The sequence below is a fragment of the Rhizobium ecuadorense genome (assembly GCF_001187535.1).
GTDB classification, from domain to species: domain Bacteria; phylum Pseudomonadota; class Alphaproteobacteria; order Rhizobiales; family Rhizobiaceae; genus Rhizobium; species Rhizobium ecuadorense.
Genome location: NZ_LFIO01001796.1, coordinates 222,721 through 245,732 on the forward strand (window position 1 = coordinate 222,721; position 23,012 = coordinate 245,732).

Here is a 23,012-nt window from a genome sequence, read left to right on the forward strand (position 1 = left end):
TCGCGACGCGCGAGCGAGGGTCGACGTATACCTGCGTAGACCGGTCCTCCGTTAGGAGGTGCGACATGACCACTTACATTCTTTTGATCAACTGGACGGACCAAGGCATCCGTACTGTTCGCGACTCGACAAAACGGCTGGACGCGGCGAAGAAACTGCTCGCCGGCGTCGGCGGCTCCTTCAACCAGTTCTATCTGACGATGGGCGGACACGACATGGTCGCCGTCTGCGAGGCGCCCGACGACGCGGTGATGGCGCATTTTACGCTGTCGCTCGCCATGGCGGGGAATGTCCGGACCGAGACGCTGAAGGCCTTTCCTGAGGCGGCCTATCGGGATCTCATCGGTTCGCTCGGCTGAATGCAATTAAAGATTGTGTATTTTATTTGTTGCATGGCTTCGGCTGTGCTGACAGTGTCGCACCGTGCTTCAATTTCCGCGGCAGGGCTCCCGGCCCGATTTTAGGGCAAGCTCCATGATGAAAGCGCTCCCCAGTTTCATGATCACCGCCGATCGTCCGACGGCTGCTTCCTGACCGATGGAACTGGCGGCGGGCAAATGGGACGATGGGATCCAGCGGGGCGCGGCGGCGTCCTTCGCCTTGCATGCCGCGGCGATCCTCCTTCTCCTGCTGCTGTTGCCGAAGGCCGAGCCGCCGCTGCCATCGCCCGATGACGGTCTCTTGGTGGAGATCGTTCCGCAGCCGGTGGGAGCAGTGAAGACGGCCGAGCCGGTCAAGGCGCCTTCGCTTGAAGCGGCAAAGCCCGAAGCCGCGGCGCGCCCAGCAGAAAGGCCTGCGCCGGTTGCCAATAATGCGCCTGCTGCGGCAATCCCGTCTGTGACGCCGATCGCTCCGCCGGCGCCGAAGCCGGCTGAATTCGTCGCCGCAAGCCGGCTGTTTTCCGACAAGGTGCTGGCCGATCCGCGCAGCCGGCGCGCCCGCGAGGCGCTGCGCGGCCTTGCCGGCAGCGAGCGCAATCTGCAGCTTTGCGACCTCGAGGCGCTGGAGCAGGTCCGCCACGCGCGGCCGGATATGCGGCCCGATCTGCTCGCCCCCTATGCGATGGCGCCGGAGAAAATCAGCGGCAACAGCGTCGAGGTGAGGGGCGGGGCGTTGCGCAGCAACAGGGCATGGTACAACATCCAGTTCAAATGCGGCCTCGATGCCGGCTCCGGCAAGGTCACCTCCTTCGCCCTTCTCGTCGGCGATGCCATTCCGCAAGGCGAATGGCAGGCGCATGACCTGGTGGCCGATGACGGGGCTGCCGACCAATGACGCCGATCACGCAGTTTTTTTCCTTTGTGGCTTGATGCTGCCGGTTTTAAAGGCCACATCGCTGCTGTGACAGAAGAAGACGTGGCACCGGCGGAAACGCAGCACGAAACGGGAAAACAGCGGCCTGAAATCCGCTGGGGTGTTGTCGTGTCCGTGCTTCTGCATGTTCCCCTAGTCGCGCTTCTGATCTTCGGCCTGCCGAAGATCGAGCCGAAGCCTGCCGAAGAAGAGAGCGTGAAGGTCGAACTCGTTCCGCCGCCGGAGGAGAAGAAGCCGGAGGAAAAGCCCAAGGAAAAGCCACCGGAGCCGAAGCCGCCGGAACAGGCGAAGAAGCAGCCTCCACCGCCTCCACCTCCACCACCGCCACCACCACCGCCTCCGCCGGCGGCGGCGGCTAAGAAAACTCCCGCGCAAACGAAGCCGATGCCGACCCTGCGCCCGGTCATTGAGTTTGGCGATAAGAATAGCGGCCCCGAAAAGTCGCTGACGGGAAATTCTTCGCAAGGTGAAGCCAAACCTGCGACAACCCCGCCGCAGCAGGATTCCGAAACGGCGGAGATGCCGGCAAAGGCGGCGGCCGATAAACCTAAAACTGAGGAGCCTCCATCAAAACCCCTGCCAGATGACGTGAAGCTTCCTGAGGTTGCGACGGCGGACGTTTCGCCGGAGCGTAATGGGCCGCCGACAGACGTGTCTGGCGAAACCAATACGACGATCGAGCAGGCCAAACCGCCTGAAGAAAAGACCGCTGAGACGCCTAAAGCGATTGCTAAAAACAGCGATCTACCCAAGGCAAAAACGCTGTTTTCACAGACGGACGATGGCAGTCCGTTTGCACAAACTGCGATCAATGGGCTTCCGCGTAAAAATCGAGTGGCCACGCTTTGTACCACCGAGCTTCAGGCCCAACTTGTTCACGGTTCGCCGCGTTATTTCCCCATCTCGTTGCCCAGTTTTGGATTGCGAGCCGGCAGCATTCTCAACGTCGACGATGCGGCCTTTAGCACAGCCAAAGGCTGGTACCACGTTCGTTTCCGGTGCGAGTTGGATGAGGGAGCGACGAAAGTCGTGTCGTTTGCCCACGAAGTCGGCGGGTTGATCCCCCGCAGTCAGTATGCGAAGTATGATATTCTTGACTAGGCCTTGCGATGGGATTGCGTCTCACTGGCAACAAGCCACACGCAAGGAACCGCATCTAGCCTCTCCTCATGGCCGTGATGTTACGGTGAAGAGGACAATGATATGTCGAACGAGATCGAGCATTTTCTTGAGCGTCAGGATGAAGCCGTGAGCGCGCTGTTCCTGGAACACAAGGGCGACGAGCTGACCGATATTCTGGTGGCGGCCCTGGAAGAGGCGTTCGAAATCCTTCTCGACGCTGCACCCGCCGAAACCCTGCATTGACATTTTCCAAAACATTGCCGGGAGCGCTTGCGGAGCGGCTGTCCGGCTACCGGTTCGAACGCGACGCGCTCGGCCGTTCCACCGCCAGCGTCTTCCGGCTGGAAGGCGAGGGGCTGCCGGTCCTCTACCTGAAGGTCGAGGCGGCGGGGCCGTTCGGCGAGCTTGCCGATGAAGCCGTCCGGCTCGGCTGGCTGAAGACAGCCGGCCTGCCGTGTCCCGAAGTGATAGCCCGGGAAAGCGACGGCGGGCGTAACTGGCTGCTGATCGGCGCCCTGCCGGGCAATGATCTTGCCAGCGCCTCGGCGCTGACGCCGCTGGCGCGGGTCGAACTGCTGGCAGCAGCGCTTTCCCGTCTCCATGACCTGCCGATCGCCTCCTGCCCCTTCGATCACCGGCTGGAGAACCGTATTGCCGCGGCCAAAGCGCGGATGCAGGCCGGCATCGTCGACGAGACCGATTTCGACGAGACGCGGCTTGGGAAAAGTGCCGCGACCCTGTTTGCCGAGCTCGAAAGCAGAAGGCCGGATCGCGAGGATCTCGTCGTCACCCATGGCGATGCCTGCCTGCCGAATTTCGTCGCTTCGGCAGAAGGGTTTTCCGGCTATATCGATTGCAGCCGGCTCGGCGTCGCCGATCGCCATCAGGATATCGCGCTCGCCTGCCGCAGCATCGCCCATAATTTCGGCGAGGCGCTGGTGCAGCCCTTCCTCGATCGTTACGGGCTGACGATGCCGGATCCGGCTAGGCTCCATTATTTCCAGCTGCTCGACGAGTTCTTCTAGCCATTGCTCCATCCGGCTGGCAGAGTGGCCGGCGATCGGAGCTGCGGGCAGATGACGGCGAAAAACCAGTTCAGGATGCTGCGCTCGGCGCTGGCGGGCGTCGAAGCGGTGGAAGCGGAAACGCATCACAGTTTTTCCAGGCACACGCATGAGCAGTTCGGCATCGGCCTCGTCTCATCAGGGGCGCAGAAATCGCTGAGCGGCCGCGGCATGGTGGAGGCTACAGCCGGCGATATCATCACCGTCAATCCGAACGAGGTGCATGATGGCGCGCCGATTGGCCAGCGGCGGTCGTGGCGCATTCTCTATTTCGATCCCGAGTTCGTCGCCGGCCTGGCGCGAGAGGTCGGCGACGGCGGGGCAGGGCGATCGGAAATCCCGCATCCGGTCATCCGCAACAGGGCGATCGCCGCCCGCTTCGAGGCGCTCTTTCGTGTGGTCACCGGCGATGGAGCGGCCGATGGTCTGCTCCGCGAGCAACTGTTTCTGCAGCTCGTCGCCGATGTCATGCGCGAGCGCGGCGGCAGCGACGAGCGGCCGCCGGTGCCGGCCTCGATCCGCGCGGCCCGGGATCTGATCGACGACGATCCGCTTGCCGCCGTCTCGCTCGCCGATCTCTCGCGGGAAAGCGGGCTCAGCCGCTTCCAGGTGCTGCGCGGTTTTGCCAAGGCGACGGGATTGACGCCGCATGCCTATCTCGTCCAGGCCCGCATCCATATCGCACGGCGGCTGATCGCTCAGGGAACGCCGCTTGCGGAAGCGGCCTTCGCCAGCGGCTTTGCCGACCAGAGCCACATGACGCGTGTCTTCGTCCGCAAATACGGCCTGTCGCCCAGCCTCTATGCCGGCGCCTTTCTCTGAGCGCCTGCAATTTCGTTCAAGACCCGATCCGCTCCCTGCTGTTTTCTCGCCGCGTCCAACAGGAGGCGCCGAATGTCGAAGCAGGTTCAAGGCTATCTCTATCTGGCGCTGGCCATGCTGACCGTCGGAAGCACCGTCATTGCCAGCAAGCTCATCGCCTCCGGCCTGCCGGCGTTCACCGCCACGGCATTGCGCTTCGCGCTGGCTTTTCCCGTCTTGCTGGTGCTGATGCGGGCGAGCGGCGTGCGGCTGCCGAAACTCTCCCGGCATGACCGCCTGATCCTCGTCATCCAGGCCGGTGCCGGCAGCGTCGGCTATACGACGCTGCTGATCTCCGGCCTCAGCCTGACCTCGGCGGCCGATGCCGGCGTGGTCATCGGCACGCTGCCGGTGGTCTCGGCTGCGATTTCCATTCTGCTGCTCCGCGAAAGGCCGAAGCCTGCTTTGCTTGTTGCCGTGGCGCTGGCGACGGCAGGCGTGCTCTCGATTGCCGTCACCGCGGACGCGGCCGGCGGGTCGCTCGCCGGCAATGCGCTGATCTTCTGCGCCGTCGTCTGCGAGGGGCTGTTCATCCTGCTGAACAAGAAGCTGAAGACTGACATTCCGCCGCTTGCCCAGTCGACGCTGATGGTCGGCATCGGCTTCGCCGTCGCCGTCATCCCGGCGGTGTTCGAAGCGCCTCTCGCGCAGGATATGTCCACAAGCGCCGTCATTGCCGTCGTCTATTATGCGCTGGTGCCGACCGTCGGCGGCTTCCTGCTCTGGTATGCCGGGGCGGCAAGGGTGAGCGGCACGGAAGCGGCGCTCTTCACTGCGGTCGCGCCGGTCTGCGCCGTCATGCTGGCTTTCCTCATTCTCGGCGAGTCGATCGGGCTCAACCAAGTCGCCGGCATCGCCTGCGTCTTGGCGGCCGTGCTCGGGCTCGCCTTTGCCGGCAGCCGGACGGCAATGAATATATCTGGAGGAAGATAGAAATGCAGTTCCGTCATTCCGATGCGATATGGCAGGCGTTTCCGGAGCTGCGCGCCGGCGCGCTTCAGATGGACGCTATCCATGCGGATGCCGATGTCGAGACGGCGATTGCGCGCTTCAGTGGGATTGCCGAGGCCCGGCTGGCCGCGGCGCAGGAGGGCGAATTTCCGGAAATCCAGGCGTGGCGGCGCGGCTTTTCCCGCATGGGGCTGAAGCCGACGCAATATCGCTCAGCCGCCGAGGCGCTGCTGCGCCGCTTCCGCCAGGCGCATGGCCTGCCGCGCCTGCATCCGCTGGTCGATCTCTGCAATGCGATTTCGCTCGCCTTCGCCATTCCGATCGCCGTCTTCGACACGGAACGGATCACTGATGATCTCGAGGTTCGGCGGGCCGGCGGCCACGAGACCTATCTGACCTTCGGCGGCGAAATCGAGCATCCTGAAGCAAACGAGGTGATCTTCGCAGACGGCGCGGAGAGGGCGCATGCGCGGCGCTGGACGAACCGGCAGAGCGGGCTTTCGGCGGTAAAGCCGACGACGCGCTCGGTGCTGATCGTCGCCGAGGCCCTGCACGCCTCTGCCGGCGAGGATATCGGCCGGCTGATCGCAACGCTGGCGGAGGCGCTGGCGCATCACTGGCCGGCGGCGCCGAAAACGGCGATGCTGAGCCTGGCATCGCCGCGTTTCGAATTCTAATGCCTGTCATCAGGAAAGGTCTTGGGCCGGCGGCGTGCCCGCCCTATCTCGGTGAGATCGATATCTCCTGGAGACGAACCTCATGTCAGACAAATCGATCAAGATTCCGGGCCCGGATCATCCGATCACCGTCGAGTACAATCCCTGCCGCGTCGTCGTGACTGCCGGCGGCAGGACGATTGCCGACAGCCGCGATGCGCTGACGCTGCGCGAGGCCTCCTATCCGCCGGTGCAGTATATTCCACGCAAGGATGTGGAGATGTCGCTGCTGCAGCGCACCGATCACTCCAGCCATTGCCCCTATAAGGGGAACGCGGCCTATTACAGCATCATTCCGGGCGGCGAACGCTCAAGGAATGCCGTCTGGAGCTACGAGGCGCCGAATGCCGCGGTCGGCAACATCAAGGACCATCTCGCCTTCTATCCCGACCGCGTCGACGCGATCGAGGAAATGGCCTCGCCGGAGGCCGGCACCTTCTGACGGTGACAGAGTCCTCGGGTGGAACCTGTTGGTTGCGGGATCGTTGACTTGATCTAGCGGGGGATGTGTCGTGCCGAAATTCTACTTTCAGCTCCTCGATCGTGATGGCGTCGGGGCGACCGAGACCGGATATGAATTCGCCTCCATCGACGCCGCCAAAGCAGAGGCGCGCCGCGTGCTGGCGGAGATGGCCGCCGAAGGCCTGCCGGCGGAACCTCTGAACATGCTGTCGGTGGAACTCTTCGACGAAAGCCGGCGGCCGCTGGCGGAAATCCGGCTGATTCTCGAGGAAATCCTCAAATAGCCGCGGCCGGCATGCCGCCTCTCCGTCAGTCAGAGCAATGGCGCGACTATGTCAAATTTAATTGCCGGCTATGAAGGCGGGTCCTAATGCATGCTGCGACATGCATAAACGAAGAGCCAAAGCCGCGTCGCGGCGGCCGCTATCGCAGGACGTCGAGCCATTCATTGTTGAAGACGAGGCTGGCAACCGTCACCGGATCGCCGCTTTCGTTGCGAACGGTGACGGCGATGATGGTGCGATCACCCGCGGGCAGTTCGTCACGGGCCACATCCAGCAGGATGCGGGTCACCTCTTTGGGAATGTCCGCGCGCGATCTGAGCTCGGTGCCATGCTCGTCGCGTGTCGGACCTTCGCCGTTATGCAGATCGAAAAAGTAGCGAGCCATGTTTCTTCCTGTGCGTCACAGGGGAAATTACAGATGAAGACAATTGTTCCCGAGGCTAGGCATTGATTCTTATAGAAAATACAGGTCGCATCGTCATGATCACCTCTTGTGCTATCGGCGGACAAGCCCGTGATTGAAGCCCTGCTGCTCAACCTTGGAAGCCGCGATGTGCTGTCGGCAGAGGAGGAAAACCTTCTCCGGTCGATCCTGGTCAAGGACCGGCACTTCGTTGCCGGAGAGGATATCGTCCCCGAAGGCAGCCGGCCGCCCTACAGCACGCTGCTGATCGATGGTTTCGCGGCGCGCTACAAGGTGATGGCCGATGGCAGCCGCCAGATTACCGCGCTGCATGTCGCCGGCGATTTCGTCGACCTGCACGCCTTTCCCGTCAAGAAGATGGATCACGGCATCGTTGCGCTGTCGGCCTGTCATGTCGCCTTCGCCGATCATGCCGATCTCAGGGCGATCACCGAGCGCATGCCGCATCTGACCCGTCTTCTCTGGCTCGACACGCTGGTCGATGGCGCCATTCACCGGGAATGGATCGTTGCCATGGGCCGGCGCTCCAAACGCGCCCATATCGCTCATCTCGTCTGCGAGCTTTTCGTGCGGCTGCAGGTCGTCAAACGGACGCGGGGCGAAAGCTTCCAGTTTCCGTTGACGCAGATCGAGATGGCCGACGTGCTCGGCGTTTCCGTCGTCCATCTGAACAAGACACTGCAGGCGCTGAGGCGCGAGGGGGTCTTCACCTGGGAGAACCGGACGATCACCATCGTCGACTGGGAGCGCCTGCAGGAAATCGCCGAATTCGACCCCGCCTATCTGAACATCGTCAAGGAGCCGCGCTGATGCCGGCCGGTGCGCCGTCATCACCGCGCGTTGCAATTGACAAACCGCTCATCGGAGCAGAACACCGTTTTGACATTCACGAAAACCTCCTGAAGGCCGCGTCTCCCATCGCCGGCCGGTGACATCGCAATGGACATATCCCAAGCCCCGCGGAGCGTTCTTCGCCACCCCGGCTATCTGAATTTCGCTGCCTCCCGCGTCTTTTCCTCGCTTGCCTTCCAGTCGATCGGCATCGCCATGGGCTGGATGATCTACGACCAGACGCACAGCGCCTTTGCGCTCGGCCTCGTCGGCCTCTGCCAGTTCCTGCCGATGGCGGTGCTGACCTTTGTCGTCGGCCATGTCGCCGACCGCTTCGACCGGCGGCGCATCGGCCTCATCTGCCAGTTGATCGAGGCGGTAACGGCGCTGGTGCTCGCGGTTGCCACCTGGCAGCAATGGCTGACGCCTTCAGGCATCCTTGTCGCCGTCACCGTGCTCGGCGCCGTCGTCGCCTTCGAGCGGCCGACCATGGCGGCGCTGCTGCCGAATATCGTGCCGGCCTCGATGCTGCAGAAGGCGGTCGCAACCTCCACCTCTATGATGCAGACGGCGCTGATTATCGGCCCCTCGCTCGGCGGCCTGCTCTACGGGCTGAACCCGGTGGCGCCCTTCGCCGTGTCGGCGCTGTTCTTTGCCGCCGCCAGCGTCAACGTCATCTCGATCCGCATGCAATGGGCGCCTTCCAAGCGGGAGCCGGTAACGCTCGCCTCGGTCTTTGCCGGCGTCGCCTTCATCCGCAGCCGGCCGGTGATGCTCGGCACGATCTCGCTCGATCTCTTCGCGGTGCTGCTCGGCGGCGCTACCGCGCTCTTGCCGATATTTGCCCGTGATATCCTCAATGCCGGCCCGTGGGAGCTCGGACTTCTGCGCGCCGCACCGGCGATCGGCGCGCTCGCCATGTCGATCTTGCTTGCCCGCCGGCCGCTCGAAAGCAATGTCGGGCGCAAGATGCTTGCTGCCGTCGCCGTGTTCGGCATCGCCACCATCGTCTTCTCGCTCTCCACCAATATCGTGCTTTCGGTCGCGGCCCTGCTCGTCGTCGGCGCCTCGGATACTGTCAGCGTCGTCGTGCGCAGCTCGCTGGTGCAGCTCCTGACGCCGGATGAGATGCGCGGTCGTGTCAGCGCGGTCAACTCGCTGTTCATCGGCACCTCCAACCAGCTCGGCGAATTCGAATCCGGCATGATGGCGGCAGCCCTCGGCCCGGTCGCCACCGGCATCGTCGGCGGGCTCGGCACCGTTATCGTTGTGCTCCTGTGGATGCGGCTCTTCCCGGATCTCACCAAGGTCAAGACGCTGCAGGGTTGATGCATGCATGGCGCGTTGAAAGCGGCGGCGGCTCCCGTTAGGGTCCGCGCAAATCATAATTCGGCGGGGCCGCGCGTGACGAAAACCTTTCTACCCTATGTATTGGCGGCGTTTTTCGCATCGGTGCCGGCCGCCGCACGGGCCGATTGGCAGGCTGTGGAAGAGGTGCGGCCCTATTCGATATCGGGAACGACCGGCGCCGAACTCTACGAATCGATCGGGGCGCGGGGGCCAAAGGCCGGGGTCACGGGCCGGGTGATCGCGCATACGACGTTCAAGCTGACCTGGACCCGGAAATACGAAGCGCAGGGCAATGCCTGCGTCATCACCACCAACCGGCCGAAGCTGATCATCACCTATACGCTGCCGAAACCATCGGCCGCGCTGCCGCCGGCCGTCGGCAGCAGCTGGGAGAGCTTCATCACGGGCGTGCAGGCGCATGAGCGCGTGCATGGCGAGACCATCAAGGAGATGGTCAAGGAGATCGAGACGATCAGCATCGGCCTCACCGTTGCCGACGACCCCGATTGCAAGAAGATCCGCATCGAGCTGACCCGCCGCCTCGGCGAGATCTCCATGAGGCAGCGCCAGCGCGGCCGCGACTTCGACAAGATCGAAATGGGCGACGGCGGCAATATCCAGCAGCTCATCCTCAAGCTGGTGAATGGGCCTTGATTGCCTCTGCCCGGCGCTTCCTCCCTGGACCTGCCCGGCCGCTCTCCTATTTCTCTCCCCAGCGCGAGATGGATGGAGGAGGCGTGCAATGTCCTATGTCGACGGTTTCATCGTGGCGGTGCCGAAGGAGAATATCGAGGCCTACAAGACGTTCTCGACCTTCGCCGGCACGATCTGGAAGGAATATGGTGCGCTCGAATATGTCGAATGCATCGGCGACGACGTGCCCTATGGCGAACTGACCTCCTTTCCCCGCGCCGTGCAGGCGAAAGAAGATGAGGTCGTGGTGTTTGCCTGGATCGTCTACCGCTCCCGGCAGGAGCGCGACGATATCAACGCCAAGGTGATGGCGGATTCCAGGCTCAAGGGCGACCAGTGGCAGATGCCCTTCGACGGCAAGCGGATGATCTATGGCGGCTTCGAGACGCTGATCAAGCTCTGAGCCGATGCAGGCATTGACTTGGCCGTCACGGCGCGCCAACTCGCGGCGATCATATTCCGAGACGGGAGAGCGCCTTGCCACAGACGATCCTGACCCTGCCCACACGCGGACAGGGCCTCTACGAATTCACCGACCAGGCGAATGCCTTCGTCCGTGCCTCGGGGCAGGGTGAGGGGCTTCTCACCGTCTTCGTGCGCCACACCTCCTGCTCGCTGCTGATCCAGGAAAATGCCGATCCCGACGTGCAAGCCGACCTTCTCTCTTTTTTCCGCCGCCTGGTGCCGCCGGCCTCCGATCCTGACATGGGCTGGGTCGTGCATCGGGCCGAAGGCCCGGACGATATGCCGGCGCATATCAAGGCGGCGCTGACGCAGGTCTCGATCGGCATTCCCGTCGCAGGCGGTCGGCTGCTGCTCGGCACCTGGCAGGGCCTCTATCTTTTCGAACACCGCGACCGGCCGCACCGGCGCGAAATCGTGCTGCATCTGAGTTCGTGAAAGGATTAATCCTTCTGAATGAAAACTGAATGCCTGGTTCGAACCCCGTTCAGTTTGCAGCGTTTACTGTCGAGACAATCCCTGAAGGGAGCTTAAGCATGGCGCGCGAAAACGGCATGCGAGAGATAAAGATCAATCGACGGAGACACCTATGACGCATTTCCTCACCAAGGCTTGCCTCGCCGCAGTGCTCGCTCTCGGCGCCATTCCCGCCACCGTTTCCACGGCCGCAGCCGCAGGGCCGCAGACGAATTTCGTCGTCGAGGCGCAGTACCACCGCCCGATCCGCGGCTGCTCGCCGATGCGCGCCGTGCACAAGGCACGTTATCTCGGCCTGCGGGATGCCCGCATCACCCGCATGTCGCCGCGCGTCGTCGTCGTTGCCGGGCGCGACCGCCGCGGCTGGGACAGGATCACCTTCGCGAATGTCCGCGGCTGCCCGCTGATCCGGCGCTGAGGACTGCGCCGGCAAGCGCCGACACGGCGCTTGCCGGCCGCTTTTGCCTTGACGGCGACACTTTCAGCCGCTTCTTCTCTAATCCGTATGAGTGATTCCCGGGCGGCTCGGCCGCACCGACTTTGAAACGAAAGGTTTTTCGATGATGCAGTTTTTGGCAAAGGCGGGTCTTGCCGCCATGCTGACCGCCGGCACCCTTGCCGGCACGGTGGCGCCCGCCGCCGCGCAGTTGAATATCATTATCGGCGATCAGGACCGTGACGCGCCGCGGGACTACCGCCGTCCGGCTCCGGGCTACGACCGTCCGGGCTACGACCGCCGTCCGCGCGGCTGCGATCCGCGTCTGGCCGAAGACATGGCCCGCGATTACGGCTTCCGCCGCGCCCGCGTCGTCGACGTCACCCCGCGCCGCGTCATCGTCCAGGGCTGGACACGCCGCGGCCCCGGCGAGATGAGCTTCGGCAACGTCCGCGGCTGCCCGGCTCTGCGCCGCTGATATAGATTAGAATACCGCCCCGTCTCCCCGACGCGGCGGCTACTGCATAATTCCTTAGATCGGAAACGATCTAAGGACAAAATTATGCAGTAATTCAAAGTGCTGCAGCGTCCTTTGCACGTCTGAAAGACGTGCGGCGCTGCAGAACCGCCTTTGCCCGTCTCCCGGGATCGGCAAGGGCGGTTTTGTTTTTGTGTTCGGTTTGATGACAGTTGCGCTCTTACCTGGCGCGATGCTTCGGAGCCACAAGGTTGCCCCTCACCCTAGCCCTCTCCCCGTAAAAACGGGGCGAGGGGACTTGCCACGCGAGACGTTGGTGAGGGACGGAGAGGTCGCGTCATATCCCCTTCTCCCCGTTAAACGGGGAGAAGGTGCCGGCAGGCGGATGAGGGGCCGACGCGCGGCACTTTCTCATTTACTGCTCGATCGCAAAAGTCACCGTAACGCTGACGGTATAATTGTTCTCGCCGCCCTGGACGGGAACCGCCGCATCCGAGGCCTCCTTCATCATCGTGGCGCGATAGACCGGCTGCGGCATCGGGCGGGGCACATTCTCGTTGATCTCGATGATGCGGCCGAGCTTGACGCCGGCGGCTTCGCTCAGCGTTTTCGCCTTCTTCACCGCTTCGGCGACGGCGTTCTTGCGCGCCTCTTCGAGGGCCGTTTCCGGCTTGTCGTTGGTGAACTGGATATCGCCGCCCTGGTTGATGCCGAGGGTGACGGACTGGTCGATCACCTGGCCGAGCTTGGCAAGATCGCGCAGCCGGACGGTGACCGAATTGATGGTCTGGTAGCCGATCAACTGCGGCGGCGGCTGCTGGCCATCGACCGGCTGCGGATAATTATATTGCGGCTGGATGGAGAAGCCGGAGGTCTGCAGATCGCGCTCGGCAATGCCGCCGTCCTTCAGCGCCTTCAGCACCTCGTTCATCGCCTTGTTGTTCTCGTCGAGCGCTTCGCGGGCGGTCTTCGCCTGCTTGACGACCGCGAGATTGACGACGGCCATATCGGGCGCGAGGGCCGATTCACCATCGCCCGTCACCGAAATCACCGCCTCCCGCGGCTTTGCCTCCTGCGCCAAAACAGGCGCTGCGCTGCCGAGCGGCAGGGCCAGAAGGGCAGTCATCAGAAGAGTCTTGGAAAGCATCGGCGCCATGTTTCATTCCCTAGTTGTCGTTTCCCGGATGAACGTTCTGTCGGTTGATTGTGAAGCTATTGCGGCGGAAGGGAAGGGCGAGTGCGGATGGAGAGAAAAATGTGCGGGGGCGGGAGGAGAGGGTGTGCCGTGCCAGACCCCTCTGCCAGGCTGGGGTGAGGGTCTCCGCCTTCTCCTCCCTCATTCCTGTGCTCGTCACAGGAATCCAGTGCGCCCAAGTCTTTGGGCGCGGAAGACTCTGCTTCAGCGTAAAAAGTCATTCACCGCGCAGACGCGCGGTGGCTGGATTCCTGTGACAGGCACAGGAATGAGGGAGGAGAAGGTGACGCTCTCAGACGCCGGTAACGGCAGTGCATGACGCGTGGAGGCAGGGCAGAGGGGGCTGCCACGGCACAGCCTCTCCATTCCTGCGTCTTCCCACCACCTTCCCAAATCCCCCAAACCTGCTAGCAAAGACGGGGTTAAGAAACAGGGGCGGACAGGCTGTGTCCGGTAAGGGGGCAGCATGCGCTTCATGACAATTCTTTCGCTCGGCCTCGCCATCGGCTTGGCGGGCTGCTCCCAGGTGGCGGAAAAAGCGGAGAATGCCGCCAACCGCTCCTACACCAGCTATGCGCTCGGCAAACCCTATGCGGAGATCGCCAATCTCGGCCAGTCGCCGATGGCGCGGCTTTCCGGTTCCGACGCCACCTATGGGCCGATGATCGGCGCGACGCCGCTGAAGAACGGCATGACGATCTACCGGCATATGGCGCCCGCAGCCAAGACCGAGACCGGCACGAATTTCGCCGGCCTGGTCGGCAGCTCCACGGTGTCGCAGAACAACCGGCTGTCCTATTTCCTGGTGGGCGCCGATGGGATCGTCAAGGATTGGGCGACGGGCTCGGCGCAGGGCAGCGCCAGCGACTGCGTGCAATATATCGGCGGCATCATCAACCGCTGCAACGACATGCGGCAGCTGCAGGCTTCGCTGGCGCTCTACGACATGAGGGTGGAAACCAAGACCGGCCAGCCCATATCAAGCTGGGGCGAACCGGCAGCGCCCGCGGTGAACTGAGGACGGCCGCCGACGGCGAGGAAACAAATGTTCGAAACGCTCGACCCCGTGCCGGCCGAAATCGCCAATGCGATATCAGACGGTATCAGTGCATTCAACGAAAGCGCTGAGATCAGGCGCGAGGCCTTTGCCATCATCTGGCGGGAGAACGGACGGCTTCTCGGCGGCATAACGGCCTCCGTTTCCTTCTCGGTGCTCTTCATCGGCAATTTATGGGTTGCGCAATCGCAGCGGCTCGGCGGCACCGGCACGAAGCTGATGGCGGCGGCGGAAGAGGAGGGACGCCGCCGCGCCGCCGTCACGGCCTGCGTCGATACGCTCTCGACCCAGGCGCCGGCCTTCTATCCCAAACTCGGCTATGTCGAATTCGGCAGGATCGGCGGGCGCGCCGAAGGCAGGCCGGTCGACAGGATCTGGTTCCGGAAGGAATTGTCCGCCGCCTGATTGGAGCCGTCAGCGGCGGCTTTCCGGCGCGTCAGGCGCCGAAATCATCCATGAAGGAGGGATGGATCGCGGGCTTGCGCTCTTCGCGCGCGTCGCGAAAGCGCTGGGGAACCACACCGAGACCGGTGACAAAACGGGTCAGGAGATTGCGGTTGAAAAGTTTCTGTATGGCACTCATGGCAGTTCACTCATTCTTTTTTTTGTTAGGCGGCAGCATATATTTTGCCCAAGCTGCCGTCGCAATGGGCAATTTTGCATGACAGTTATGTGACGGTGCATGGCTTGAGTGCAGGCCGAAAGCCAATCACATTGGCGTTAGGAGGGCGTGCCAAGCGGGTGAACTGCTATAAATCCCCACAAACGCGCGTGATCGCGTGGTAAATTACTCCCTTCGGGCAAACCCATATCCTCCGAAGGAGAAGCTCAGATGAACCGATTTTTCGCACTTATCGCGACCGGAACGCTGATCGGCCTTGCCACGATCACTTCGGCCTGCACCTCATCCGGAAATCTCGATCAGACCTCGTCGATCGGCGGCGGCTATTATCGGGAAGAGCTGCCGCTCAACCCGGCCTGCGGGGGTGGGTTCAGGCCGAGCGACGGTCGCTCCTGCAGCTATTAAAGGCCTGCTCGGTATTGATCTGGCTACGATGTCTTCTGGATTGGCGCCGCAGATGAAATCGGGGTAGCTGGCGTCATGGCGGCGGTCGATGGACCGAGCAAGCTGAGCTTGCAGTTGAGCGGTTACGACCAACTGCCTGCATCACCGCTTTGGCCGCCTGCTTGGCGTCCAAGTCGCTCAGTGAAGCCCTTGCAGCCTGTTCCGCCGCTCTGCCAGCAGTTCATTTTTAACCAGATCCCGGGCATCGTCCGAGAGACCATTCGGCCCCAACAGACCAAGCTCGGTAAACCGCGCTTCGATTTCCTTCGGAATGCTATCCGCTTCGTGTTGGCAAAGGCGCACAAGCCACTTCCATTCGTCGCTAGTCATATCCCTGTGCACGACCATGAATTGCTACCCCCTCCCGAGAACAACGGATCCACTAATAAGTAGCACAACTTCTATCGAAAGGCAGGTGGTTCGACGATCAGGCTGATCATGTGCGTATCAATCCGCGAAGTGCTGCGCAAACGCGAAGTTTCCGATCATCCTCTGTAAGTCTCGGCCAGCGGATCGTTGGCAAACCGTGACGCATATTTCTTGTCGCAGTCTCACCAGACGATCACAAGAACTCGCGCCGCGAGCAGTTCGAAGAGACGGCGAAAGTGCTAGGCCGGCTTCGAGGGCGCTTCATATTGTCTTTGAACGCGGTTCAAGGCGGCCTCGAAACCTTCAAGATCGACGAGGTGGATTGCACTTATTCTGTAGGCGGCGGAGGAAATGAAAAGGCCGTCAAAGAGTGATCATCAGCTAACCAGTGGATCATGAGTGGGAGCGAAGGAGATTCATTCGATCACCTCAATTAGCTCGGCTATTCGCTTATCGGTTACGACCATAAGATTCGGGCTTAAAAAAACAGCAGGAAGCTCTGCCAGTCTCAACAGCTCGCCGGAGTGCTTATCAAAAAGAGTAACCAACGCGTCGTTTACATGATCGGCCACAACAACTTCGTGGCGCGGACCGCGTTGGCGATATTCCAGGCGGCGGGGATGGATCAACAATGCCGAGGCGGCCCTGCCGTCGGCACAGATATATGTGAGCCCGTTCTATACTCCGAACACCAACACGATCACGCTAGCACAATACAGGATGTCAGTGCAGTCAGCAGTAGCTGCCGCCGGCGGCGCAAACGTGACTTACGTTAACGGCCTGTCGATCATGACGAACTCGGGAGCTCGTCTGGCTGATACGATTCATCCGACGGATCTCGGAGCGGCAGAGATCACGACGGCGCTAGCGGCGATCCTGGCCGCGTAAGGGGCGGGCTTCGGTCCGCACCCTACCTCTGTCTCGGCAACCTGTTTCCGAGCGCAGTAAGTACATGGAATGAAACTCGCATGAGAATTGGGGATTTCCTTAATAGCCATGCTGCAATAGGGCTCGCTGCATAGTAAACAGCGATAATCATTCTTCCAGTAGCGGTTGCCTTAAGGCGCGCATCACGGAATCGAAGAAAGCTGTCCAATGGTTCTTCTCGATACCGCCCGTCAAGGGCAGCGGCAACAAAACAAAGCTTCGCCGAGCTGTTCATCTGATCGAGGTTCGCATTTGCTTTCATTTTCTCAACGAGCCCTTCTCGCATTAGCCTTAGTGTTCCTCATCTACACGTTCGCTTGGAATCAATCATATGCACAGGGCCAAGTGCAAGTGTATAGCGAGCCAAACGCACAACCTGCTTCTGAGGCGGCAGAAACGTGTGATGTCCGCAGGGCTGAGTATGGCTCAGAGATTTGCGCGCAATGGGCATCTATCGTCACTGCAAGAGAAAACACACAGGCGACGTGGTGGGGCATTGGCGTGAACACAATCGGCATGGCGCTGCTGATTGCAACCCTCTTCGCCAATATGTACAGCGCATTCTTGGCAAGGAAGGCGACGCTTGCAACCATCAGTTCCGAGCGCCCACACGTCCGCATGTTTACAACGATGAAAACAAAGGATGAGAAGGGAAATGTTGTCGCCACGCATGGCGTGACGTTTCGCAACTACGGCCGAACGCCAGCGAGAGTGAAACGCCTTAGCATCTGCTACAAGCTGGCAGACATTCCTCCAGATCCAGAATCCTGCTCGGTAATCCGAAGTTATCCTGACGACTCAGTCATTACTCATGAGGAGTTATGGCCATATAAGGGATGCGTCCCTCAACTGGACGGTCCTAGCGTAGAAAGCCTAGTTGAGGAGCACAAAATAAACGGGAAGCGCCTCTTCGTTTACGGCAAGATCAACTATGTCGACGCGTTTGGCGAAGAGCGGTTTACACGGTTTTGCCGAGAATTTGACGGCCGTAATTTCTCTTACAATCTAACGGATGTGAACGATCAACAGTCACTAAACTATGCGACCTGAGCAATCCAACGGCCCGCCTATTCCCGCCTGCGACACGCCCGAAAATCCTCACAGAAATCAGCATCAATTGGCCGAGTTGTTTGTCGGGGTTCTCTCTCATCCACTTATCGTAGGGGTCTTCTTGGTCCTCTGGCGTCAGACCTGAGATCTCGTCAAGCTTGGCGTCGATCGCGCGCCGGTCCCATTTGCGGGTGCCAGGCATGCAGGGCGGCATCTTGTGGGTTGCCACCCAAAGCGAGAACGTCGATTCGGCGATGCCGGAGTAAGCTGCGGCATCCTGTGGCTCATGAGGCGGGCTCGATGGTCATTTCTTCAGTTCCTTCAGCTTCGCTCGCTCTGCAGCAAAGTCGAAACGGGCGCCGGCCGTCGCACGCTTCACGGCAAGCTCGTGGGAGCGCTTCCGCGTCCCGTACCGCGCCGTCGCCTGTCCTGGGTCGCGATAGGTCCGCTGCGTTCGAAGACATTTGCCTTAAGCACGGCGATAAGCCCTTCGAGCTTCTTGAGCGCAAGCATGTGACCGCGATCCGCGACACGCGCATCGACAGCCCGGCGCCGCCAACGACATCGTGAAAGCCATTAGCGCGCTCTTTGCGTGGGCGATCGAGGTCGCGGAGGCAGAGACGAACCCATTCAATGGGATCAAGCGCGTCAAATCAGGCGACGGCTTTCACACATTGACCCTTGAGGAAATTGAGCAGTACCAAGCCAGGCATGCTCCGGGCTCGACCGCACGGCGCGCGTTTGCGGTCTTCATGTTCACCGGCCTCAGGCTATCGGACGCTGCCATTCTCAGTCGGCAGCATCTCAACGATGGCTGGATTCGCATACGGCCGGGCAAAACGCGCAAGTCGAGCGGCGTTGAGGTCAATGTGCCGATCCTGCCCGAGCTGGCCGAGGAATTGGATCGGATGCCGGCGGGCCAACTGACGTTTCTCGTTACGGAATACGGCAAGCCGTTTAAAAGGGCTTGGCAACAAGATGCGCGACTGGTGCGATGAGGCGGGGCTGCCACATTGCTCAGCCCAAGGGGGTGCGGAAGGCCGGAGCTTCCATCGCTGCCGACAACGGTGCAACGAGCGATCAACTCAAGGCGATCTTCGGCTGGACCACGAGTCAACAGGCTGACCTTTACACGCGCCCCGCACGCCGGAAGAAGCTTGCCGGAGACGGAGCAAAGCTACTTCTGCCGGACCGAAGCGAGAACAAAAGTGTCCTACCTGGTGAGGCCAATATTGAAAAGTGGGACCTCGAGGCCAAAGATCATCAAGAAAAACAGGATCTTAGAAAAAAACGATGGTGGGCCCGGAGGGACTCGAACCCCCAACCAAGCGGTTATGAGCCGCCGGCTCTAACCATTGAGCTACAGGCCCTTGACGCCGATGAAGCGCCTTGGCGCCGGAGACCGGCGCCGTGATGCCGGGGCAATGGTTCCCGCAGCATCGGTTCGCTCTAACGCAAATTGCAGGGAGCCACAAGCGCAGAGCGCAAGCATCTGTGGACGATGCATATTTCATCGGTGCGGGTACTGGAACCTTCTCACGCGGGCGACAATTACAGGGATTGGATTCGATGAAGAGGGCGATCGCAGATGGTGGCGTTGAACAGTGCCGTGGTGCTTATCGTCGAGGATGAGCCGGTGATCCGGTTCAATGTCCTCGATGTGCTTGAAGATGTCGGCCATGTGGCGCTGGAGGCGGCGAATGCCGATGAGGCGATGGTGGTGCTGAAAGGCAGGCCGGATGTCGATATCCTGTTCACCGATGTCAACATGGCGGGTTCGATGGACGGGATCCAGCTTGCCAAGCGGGTGAGGGCGATGCGGCCGAATATAGGCATCATCATCACCTCGGGCATGGTGCGGCTCGACCCCATGGCGCTGCCCGCCAATACCGCCTTCCTGCCCAAGCCCTATATGCACGACGCGCTGATCTCGACGATCGATTCGCTGATGACGTGACTTCCGGGATGATTTGACTGGCAATGCCCCGATGACATGACAGGGGCGCGCAGCCGCAAAACGGGGACTGGTTTTGCGGCTGCGCGCGAGGCGCCGGGAGACATGCTCGTCTTCAGGCGTGCGGAGGGGGTCGCGCCCTCAGCTGAAGCTGCTCTTCAGCGCCTCATTCTCGTGATGAGCCTTCTTCTCGTAGATCGTGAACAGCGCCATCGAGAGGAGATAGGAGAGGAAGGGATCCCCGATCTGCGTGGCGATGTCGCGGGAGGCGAGCACGTGGCGCTCCAGGGCCCCGATATCTTTCTGTATTGCGGTTTCAGCGAGGCGGTTCATGCTGCCATCTCCAGGAATTGGGTCACGACCGAGCGGGCCGGAACATGTCTGATGTAAAGGGGTAGGGTCAGGCCGAGGGCGGCGCGCATCTTGCGCAGCACGCGGTCCGACACTTCGAAGGCGCCGCAGCAGACGGGATACTTGCCGTAGCCGTCTGCGCGGCCGAGTTCTTCCACTTCGGCGCCGGCGCGCTTGTAGACGCGCTTGAGATAGGGCTCGTAGTTGGAAATCATCGTATGGATGCCGTGATCGAGCGCGCATTCGCAGAGCGCCAGCAGCATCATCGAAAAGGCGCGGCCGGCATCGACATTCGGGAAATCCCTGGCGATCGCCTCTTCGTCGATGCACATGCGCGTGCCCTCCCAGATGCCCGGCGCGATGAGATCGGCGGCGTCCGGAAAAGTCTCGCGGAAGACATCGTAGAGAAGGGTCGGGCCGGTCGTCGGCATCAGGCGCATGCCGCCGTAAAGACGGGTGCGGCTGTCGTTGCACCAGACGAGATAGGCCGGAGCCAGCGCATCGTAGCTGTCGCGTTCGTAAGGGCCGACGACGGGAACATCCCAGCCGAGCGTATCGGCGAACACCTTCTTGCGCAGGCGAAACATCTGATCGAGTACGGCAGCGTATTTCTGGTACTCATGTGCCTGAATGATAACGAACATTTTGCCCTCCAGCGTTTGCAAGTCCGTGGAGAGCAGAATGGTCCAGGCGGGCCGGATCGGAAATTCCCTCAGATGGGCCCCCTCAGATGAGGGGATTAGCCCAAAAGTATGAGGGCTGGCGTCACGAGATGCGCCGGCCGAAGACTATGGATTGATGATGCGCAATTGCACGGCCCGCGAGGCGGCGGCCGAGATCGTCGCGCAGCCGAGCTTGAAGCGGGCGGTCTTCAGATAATCGCGGGTCGTGTGCTCGGAAATGCCGAGGATGACCGAGATATCCTTGTAGTCCTTGCCGAGTGCCGTCCAGTGCAGGCACTCGATCTCGCGCGGCGACAGGGCCGGCACCGGGTCGTTCTCGCCGTGCAGCTCGTAGACGGCCTTGCGATGGATCAGATGGGCGATCTCGATCCATTCGTTGCGGCAGCGGCGGACAAGCTCGTTCCATTCGTCGACCGGGATGCGGGCATTCACCGACAGCAGCGCGCGGCGCTGCGCCTTGTCGGCGACGGGAATGGAGTAGCCGTTGCCGCCGATGCCGTGCTTCTGCGCGTCGACCAGCATGGCATAGGCCTCCGGCGTCGGCTCGACCTCGCTCCAGTCGAAGGGCAGCTGACGCTCGAAGCCCTGTTTGACGATCGGGTCGACCTTCACATAGCTGTTCAGCAGATAGCGGGAGACCCAGGCATCCGGATAGGTGGTGCGCACGAAGGGCGAATCGATCTTGCTGGCGATCGTCTGGGCGAGGTGGTAGGTGACGAAATCGAGGCCGTATTCCGCCTGCAGAATGCGGATGGCCGCATCCACATTGGCCGCCGCCTTGATCTGTTCGAAGGCGGGTTCGAACTTTTCGCTATAGGTATTCTCGGTCATTTCCACTGCCCCAATTCCCTCAATCCTACCGTGAGGACCGTCACAAATACAAGGCATCCCCACATATGCGGGGAATGACAATCCCGGCTCCGCCTGCTAGCGCCTTTCACGAGGAGACCTCATATGGACAGCAAGAGACCCTTCGAGATTGCCGAATGCCAACAGGCCGCCAAGGGCCTGAAATCCAGCTGGCAGGACATGGCAGGCTCCGAAGCGCTGATCCGCGCCCTCGTTGCCGAACGCAACGGCGACACCCCGCTAGCCCTGTTCTGGACCGAGGTCCACCGGGCGCTTTGCGTTGATAACAACGTTTTCTGACATGGCCCGCCCCGGCGGGTGTTTCAGGCTTTTCCCGATATTGACTGGATCGGCTAGGCACCAGGATCGGCCACGGCAAGATGAAATCCGTGTCCCCTTTTCATTCTCATCCGTTTCCGATTTTGCGAAGAAAGTGTCGAGCGGCAATGCTGCGGCCGGGTAGAGGGAAAGCCGCTACTCCCTGGATTTGTGCCATTATGCTTGATGAATGGTTTCCAATGCCGGCGCTGGTGTCTCGGGAAACGGCTAGACTGTGCCATTGCTGACGCGCGCGAGCCGCACGCCGCAAGCGGCAACCTCTCTCCGACCCCATCCTGAGGTGCCCCGCAGGGGCCTCGAAGGACGAGGCCGGCCACCGGCCACCCCCGCTCACTCCACCTTGATCGGCCCGCGCTTCGACAACTCCGGCAAGGCCTCGTAATCCATGGCAATCAACGCCTCCTTCTTGCGGCGCGACCAGCCCTTGATCTGGCGCTCCGGGGCGATGGCGTCGATGATGCGGTCATAGGTTTCGGTGAAGACGAGTTCGACGGGCAAGCGCTTGGCGGTGTAGCCGTCATAGCTCCCGGCATTGTGCTCCCAGACACGCGCCTCGATCTCCTGCTTGGTCAGCCCGGTGTAATAAGAGCCGTCGCTGCAGCGGAGGATGTAGACGGTGACTTCCATGGCGGGAGGCTAGCATGGGGGGCGAGTGGGCGGCATTTGTGCAGCCGCTAGATCGCCGAGCCACCCGCCCTCGTGGTTCGAGACGGCCCTGCGGGCCTCCTCACCATGAGGGCTAGTTGTGGTGCCGCGTGGCTGGTGGGCTGATCGGTGGGTCATGTTTTGCAGGCTGGGGCTCTAGCGTGCTGCACCGCTTTCCGATGAGGCAAGCCGCACCCTCTCTCCGCCCTCATCCTGAGGCGCCCCGCAGGGCCTCGAAGGACGAGGCCGACCAACGGCGCCAAAGCCGATATGAGATAGAGATTGACCTGCCACTGAGAATTTCCTCCAGAATGGATTAGAGTCCGGCCTATTAAAGGACGGACGAATGAAGAAGCAGCGATTTACGGAAGAGCAGATTATTGCGGTGCTGAAGGAGCAGGAGGCTGGTGCGAAAGCGGCCGACCTCTGCCGCAAGCACGGGATTTCAGAGGCGACCTTTTACAACTGGAAGGCCAAATACGGCGGTATGGAAGTCTCTGAGGCGAAGCGGCTGAAGGCGCTTGAGGACGAGAACGCGAGGCTGAAGAAGCTGCTGGCCGAACAGATGCTGGATGCGGCCGCGCTCCGCGAGCTTCTTGCAA

Annotated in this window: 35 protein-coding genes and 1 tRNA gene; 25 read left to right on the top strand and 11 right to left on the bottom strand. The window is 61.6% G+C overall.

Annotation, left to right across the window (positions count from 1 at the left end; all coding sequences use genetic code 11):
- The first annotated feature begins 65 nt into the window (after positions 1 to 65).
- The 10 genes from AF337_RS38325 to AF337_RS38365 all read left to right on the top strand — a co-directional run bounded on the left by AF337_RS38325 (position 66) and on the right by AF337_RS38365 (position 6,774).
- Positions 66 to 359: a GYD domain-containing protein gene (locus AF337_RS38325; RefSeq protein ID WP_049736254.1), complete on the top strand. Its 294-nt coding sequence runs from the start codon at positions 66 to 68 to the stop codon at positions 357 to 359.
- 178 nt (positions 360 to 537) lie between these two features.
- Positions 538 to 1,275, top strand: coding sequence for a DUF930 domain-containing protein (locus tag AF337_RS38330; protein WP_049736255.1), 738 nt, complete (start codon positions 538 to 540; stop codon positions 1,273 to 1,275).
- A 24-nt stretch (positions 1,276 to 1,299) separates the two neighbouring features.
- Positions 1,300 to 2,415, top strand: coding sequence for a DUF930 domain-containing protein (locus AF337_RS38335; protein ID WP_049736256.1), 1,116 nt, complete (start codon positions 1,300 to 1,302; stop codon positions 2,413 to 2,415).
- A gap of 102 nt (positions 2,416 to 2,517) precedes the next feature.
- The gene (locus AF337_RS43930; protein WP_167347836.1) at positions 2,518 to 2,679 is read left to right on the top strand and encodes a hypothetical protein; all 162 of its coding nucleotides are present in this window, start codon (positions 2,518 to 2,520) and stop codon (positions 2,677 to 2,679) included.
- Positions 2,676 to 3,461, top strand: a complete 786-nt coding sequence (locus tag AF337_RS38340) for an APH(3')-II family aminoglycoside O-phosphotransferase (protein ID WP_049736257.1) — start codon at positions 2,676 to 2,678, stop codon at positions 3,459 to 3,461. The genes AF337_RS43930 and AF337_RS38340 overlap by 4 nt, the downstream gene beginning before the upstream one ends.
- Positions 3,462 to 3,512: 51 nt before the next feature.
- On the top strand, positions 3,513 to 4,322 hold the full coding sequence (locus tag AF337_RS38345; protein WP_049736258.1) for an AraC family transcriptional regulator: 810 nt from the start codon (positions 3,513 to 3,515) through the stop codon (positions 4,320 to 4,322).
- Positions 4,323 to 4,394: 72 nt separating this feature from the next.
- On the top strand, positions 4,395 to 5,294 hold the full coding sequence (locus tag AF337_RS38350) for a DMT family transporter (RefSeq protein ID WP_049736259.1): 900 nt from the start codon (positions 4,395 to 4,397) through the stop codon (positions 5,292 to 5,294).
- A 2-nt stretch (positions 5,295 to 5,296) separates the two neighbouring features.
- Positions 5,297 to 5,989, top strand: coding sequence for a B3/B4 domain-containing protein (locus AF337_RS38355; protein WP_049736260.1), 693 nt, complete (start codon positions 5,297 to 5,299; stop codon positions 5,987 to 5,989).
- Positions 5,990 to 6,071: 82 nt separating this feature from the next.
- Positions 6,072 to 6,470 carry a DUF427 domain-containing protein gene (locus AF337_RS38360; RefSeq protein WP_049736261.1) on the top strand — a complete coding sequence of 133 codons (399 nt, stop codon included), beginning with the start codon at positions 6,072 to 6,074 and terminating at the stop codon, positions 6,468 to 6,470.
- A 70-nt stretch (positions 6,471 to 6,540) separates the two neighbouring features.
- Positions 6,541 to 6,774 (top strand): DUF6894 family protein, encoded by a 234-nt coding sequence (locus AF337_RS38365; RefSeq protein ID WP_049736262.1) that lies wholly within the window; start codon positions 6,541 to 6,543, stop codon positions 6,772 to 6,774.
- Positions 6,775 to 6,913: 139 nt separating this feature from the next.
- Here AF337_RS38365 and AF337_RS38370 read toward each other — a convergent pair whose 3' ends face one another.
- The gene (locus AF337_RS38370; protein WP_049736263.1) at positions 6,914 to 7,159 is read right to left on the bottom strand and encodes a DUF6894 family protein; all 246 of its coding nucleotides are present in this window, start codon (positions 7,157 to 7,159) and stop codon (positions 6,914 to 6,916) included.
- Between the two features lie 129 nt (positions 7,160 to 7,288).
- Here AF337_RS38370 and AF337_RS38375 point away from each other — a divergent pair, with 129 nt between their 5' ends.
- The 7 genes from AF337_RS38375 (at position 7,289) to AF337_RS38405 (ending at position 11,925) form a co-directional block, all read left to right on the top strand.
- Positions 7,289 to 8,008 carry a Crp/Fnr family transcriptional regulator gene (locus AF337_RS38375; protein ID WP_049736264.1) on the top strand — a complete coding sequence of 240 codons (720 nt, stop codon included), beginning with the start codon at positions 7,289 to 7,291 and terminating at the stop codon, positions 8,006 to 8,008.
- Positions 8,009 to 8,137: 129 nt separating this feature from the next.
- The gene (locus tag AF337_RS38380; RefSeq protein ID WP_049736265.1) at positions 8,138 to 9,358 is read left to right on the top strand and encodes an MFS transporter; all 1,221 of its coding nucleotides are present in this window, start codon (positions 8,138 to 8,140) and stop codon (positions 9,356 to 9,358) included.
- Between the two features lie 3 nt (positions 9,359 to 9,361).
- On the top strand, positions 9,362 to 10,033 hold the full coding sequence (locus AF337_RS38385) for a DUF922 domain-containing Zn-dependent protease (RefSeq protein ID WP_082336916.1): 672 nt from the start codon (positions 9,362 to 9,364) through the stop codon (positions 10,031 to 10,033).
- 88 nt (positions 10,034 to 10,121) lie between these two features.
- Complete coding sequence (locus AF337_RS38390; RefSeq protein WP_049736267.1) at positions 10,122 to 10,475, top strand: DUF1428 domain-containing protein; 354 nt, start codon at positions 10,122 to 10,124, stop codon at positions 10,473 to 10,475.
- Between the two features lie 74 nt (positions 10,476 to 10,549).
- Positions 10,550 to 10,972: a secondary thiamine-phosphate synthase enzyme YjbQ gene (locus tag AF337_RS38395; protein WP_049736268.1), complete on the top strand. Its 423-nt coding sequence runs from the start codon at positions 10,550 to 10,552 to the stop codon at positions 10,970 to 10,972.
- 151 nt (positions 10,973 to 11,123) lie between these two features.
- A complete protein-coding gene (locus AF337_RS38400) occupies positions 11,124 to 11,429 on the top strand; it encodes a hypothetical protein (protein WP_049736269.1) in 306 nt (101 codons plus the stop codon).
- A gap of 142 nt (positions 11,430 to 11,571) precedes the next feature.
- Positions 11,572 to 11,925, top strand: a complete 354-nt coding sequence (locus tag AF337_RS38405; RefSeq protein WP_049736299.1) for a hypothetical protein — start codon at positions 11,572 to 11,574, stop codon at positions 11,923 to 11,925.
- Between the two features lie 415 nt (positions 11,926 to 12,340).
- Here AF337_RS38405 and AF337_RS38410 read toward each other — a convergent pair whose 3' ends face one another.
- Positions 12,341 to 13,081: an SIMPL domain-containing protein gene (locus AF337_RS38410; protein ID WP_049736270.1), complete on the bottom strand. Its 741-nt coding sequence runs from the start codon at positions 13,079 to 13,081 to the stop codon at positions 12,341 to 12,343.
- Between the two features lie 505 nt (positions 13,082 to 13,586).
- Here AF337_RS38410 and AF337_RS38415 point away from each other — a divergent pair.
- Both AF337_RS38415 and AF337_RS38420 read left to right on the top strand, forming a co-directional pair.
- Positions 13,587 to 14,138, top strand: a complete 552-nt coding sequence (locus AF337_RS38415; protein WP_049736271.1) for a hypothetical protein — start codon at positions 13,587 to 13,589, stop codon at positions 14,136 to 14,138.
- Positions 14,139 to 14,165: 27 nt separating this feature from the next.
- Positions 14,166 to 14,582 (top strand): GNAT family N-acetyltransferase, encoded by a 417-nt coding sequence (locus AF337_RS38420; RefSeq protein WP_049736272.1) that lies wholly within the window; start codon positions 14,166 to 14,168, stop codon positions 14,580 to 14,582.
- Between the two features lie 31 nt (positions 14,583 to 14,613).
- Here AF337_RS38420 and AF337_RS43935 read toward each other — a convergent pair whose 3' ends face one another.
- Positions 14,614 to 14,760 (bottom strand): hypothetical protein, encoded by a 147-nt coding sequence (locus tag AF337_RS43935; protein WP_167347837.1) that lies wholly within the window; start codon positions 14,758 to 14,760, stop codon positions 14,614 to 14,616.
- A 249-nt stretch (positions 14,761 to 15,009) separates the two neighbouring features.
- Here AF337_RS43935 and AF337_RS38425 point away from each other — a divergent pair, with 249 nt between their 5' ends.
- Positions 15,010 to 15,204 carry a hypothetical protein gene (locus AF337_RS38425; RefSeq protein ID WP_049736273.1) on the top strand — a complete coding sequence of 65 codons (195 nt, stop codon included), beginning with the start codon at positions 15,010 to 15,012 and terminating at the stop codon, positions 15,202 to 15,204.
- Positions 15,205 to 15,381: 177 nt separating this feature from the next.
- Here the strand turns inward: AF337_RS38425 and AF337_RS38430 are convergent, their stop codons facing one another.
- From AF337_RS38430 to AF337_RS46630, 3 genes are all read right to left on the bottom strand, one after another.
- The gene (locus AF337_RS38430) at positions 15,382 to 15,591 is read right to left on the bottom strand and encodes a hypothetical protein (RefSeq protein WP_049736274.1); all 210 of its coding nucleotides are present in this window, start codon (positions 15,589 to 15,591) and stop codon (positions 15,382 to 15,384) included.
- A 437-nt stretch (positions 15,592 to 16,028) separates the two neighbouring features.
- The gene (locus AF337_RS43045; RefSeq protein WP_152971355.1) at positions 16,029 to 16,244 is read right to left on the bottom strand and encodes a hypothetical protein; all 216 of its coding nucleotides are present in this window, start codon (positions 16,242 to 16,244) and stop codon (positions 16,029 to 16,031) included.
- A 278-nt stretch (positions 16,245 to 16,522) separates the two neighbouring features.
- On the bottom strand, positions 16,523 to 16,825 hold the full coding sequence (locus AF337_RS46630; protein ID WP_425287916.1) for a CFI-box-CTERM domain-containing protein: 303 nt from the start codon (positions 16,823 to 16,825) through the stop codon (positions 16,523 to 16,525).
- Here AF337_RS46630 and AF337_RS43050 point away from each other — a divergent pair.
- Entirely contained in the window at positions 16,708 to 17,589 is an 882-nt protein-coding gene (locus AF337_RS43050) for a hypothetical protein (RefSeq protein WP_152971356.1), read from the top strand. The genes AF337_RS46630 and AF337_RS43050 overlap by 118 nt on opposite strands.
- Positions 17,590 to 18,155: 566 nt before the next feature.
- Positions 18,156 to 18,587 carry a site-specific integrase gene (locus AF337_RS38440; RefSeq protein ID WP_049736276.1) on the top strand — a complete coding sequence of 144 codons (432 nt, stop codon included), beginning with the start codon at positions 18,156 to 18,158 and terminating at the stop codon, positions 18,585 to 18,587.
- Between the two features lie 296 nt (positions 18,588 to 18,883).
- On the opposite strand, the gene AF337_RS38445 is transcribed toward AF337_RS38440, so the two are convergent.
- Positions 18,884 to 18,959 (bottom strand) — tRNA-Ile (locus AF337_RS38445).
- A gap of 218 nt (positions 18,960 to 19,177) precedes the next feature.
- Here AF337_RS38445 and AF337_RS38450 point away from each other — a divergent pair.
- Positions 19,178 to 19,546 (top strand): response regulator, encoded by a 369-nt coding sequence (locus AF337_RS38450; RefSeq protein WP_049736277.1) that lies wholly within the window; start codon positions 19,178 to 19,180, stop codon positions 19,544 to 19,546.
- Positions 19,547 to 19,684: 138 nt separating this feature from the next.
- Here AF337_RS38450 and AF337_RS38455 read toward each other — a convergent pair whose 3' ends face one another.
- The 3 genes from AF337_RS38455 to AF337_RS38465 form a co-directional block, all read right to left on the bottom strand.
- A complete protein-coding gene (locus tag AF337_RS38455; RefSeq protein ID WP_003593249.1) occupies positions 19,685 to 19,876 on the bottom strand; it encodes a hypothetical protein in 192 nt (63 codons plus the stop codon).
- The gene (locus AF337_RS38460; protein ID WP_049736278.1) at positions 19,873 to 20,538 is read right to left on the bottom strand and encodes an acyl-homoserine-lactone synthase; all 666 of its coding nucleotides are present in this window, start codon (positions 20,536 to 20,538) and stop codon (positions 19,873 to 19,875) included. Before AF337_RS38460 ends, AF337_RS38455 begins: the two co-directional genes overlap by 4 nt.
- Before the next feature lie 144 nt (positions 20,539 to 20,682).
- Positions 20,683 to 21,408: a LuxR family transcriptional regulator gene (locus AF337_RS38465; RefSeq protein ID WP_049736279.1), complete on the bottom strand. Its 726-nt coding sequence runs from the start codon at positions 21,406 to 21,408 to the stop codon at positions 20,683 to 20,685.
- A gap of 123 nt (positions 21,409 to 21,531) precedes the next feature.
- Between AF337_RS38465 and AF337_RS38470 the strand changes: the two genes are divergently transcribed.
- Positions 21,532 to 21,726, top strand: a complete 195-nt coding sequence (locus AF337_RS38470; protein ID WP_049736280.1) for a hypothetical protein — start codon at positions 21,532 to 21,534, stop codon at positions 21,724 to 21,726.
- A gap of 369 nt (positions 21,727 to 22,095) precedes the next feature.
- Here the strand turns inward: AF337_RS38470 and AF337_RS38475 are convergent, their stop codons facing one another.
- Positions 22,096 to 22,392: a GIY-YIG nuclease family protein gene (locus tag AF337_RS38475; protein WP_049736281.1), complete on the bottom strand. Its 297-nt coding sequence runs from the start codon at positions 22,390 to 22,392 to the stop codon at positions 22,096 to 22,098.
- A gap of 364 nt (positions 22,393 to 22,756) precedes the next feature.
- Here AF337_RS38475 and AF337_RS38480 point away from each other — a divergent pair.
- Positions 22,757 to 23,012 (top strand): transposase (locus AF337_RS38480; RefSeq protein WP_049735245.1); only part of this gene is annotated, 256 nt, incomplete at its 3' end.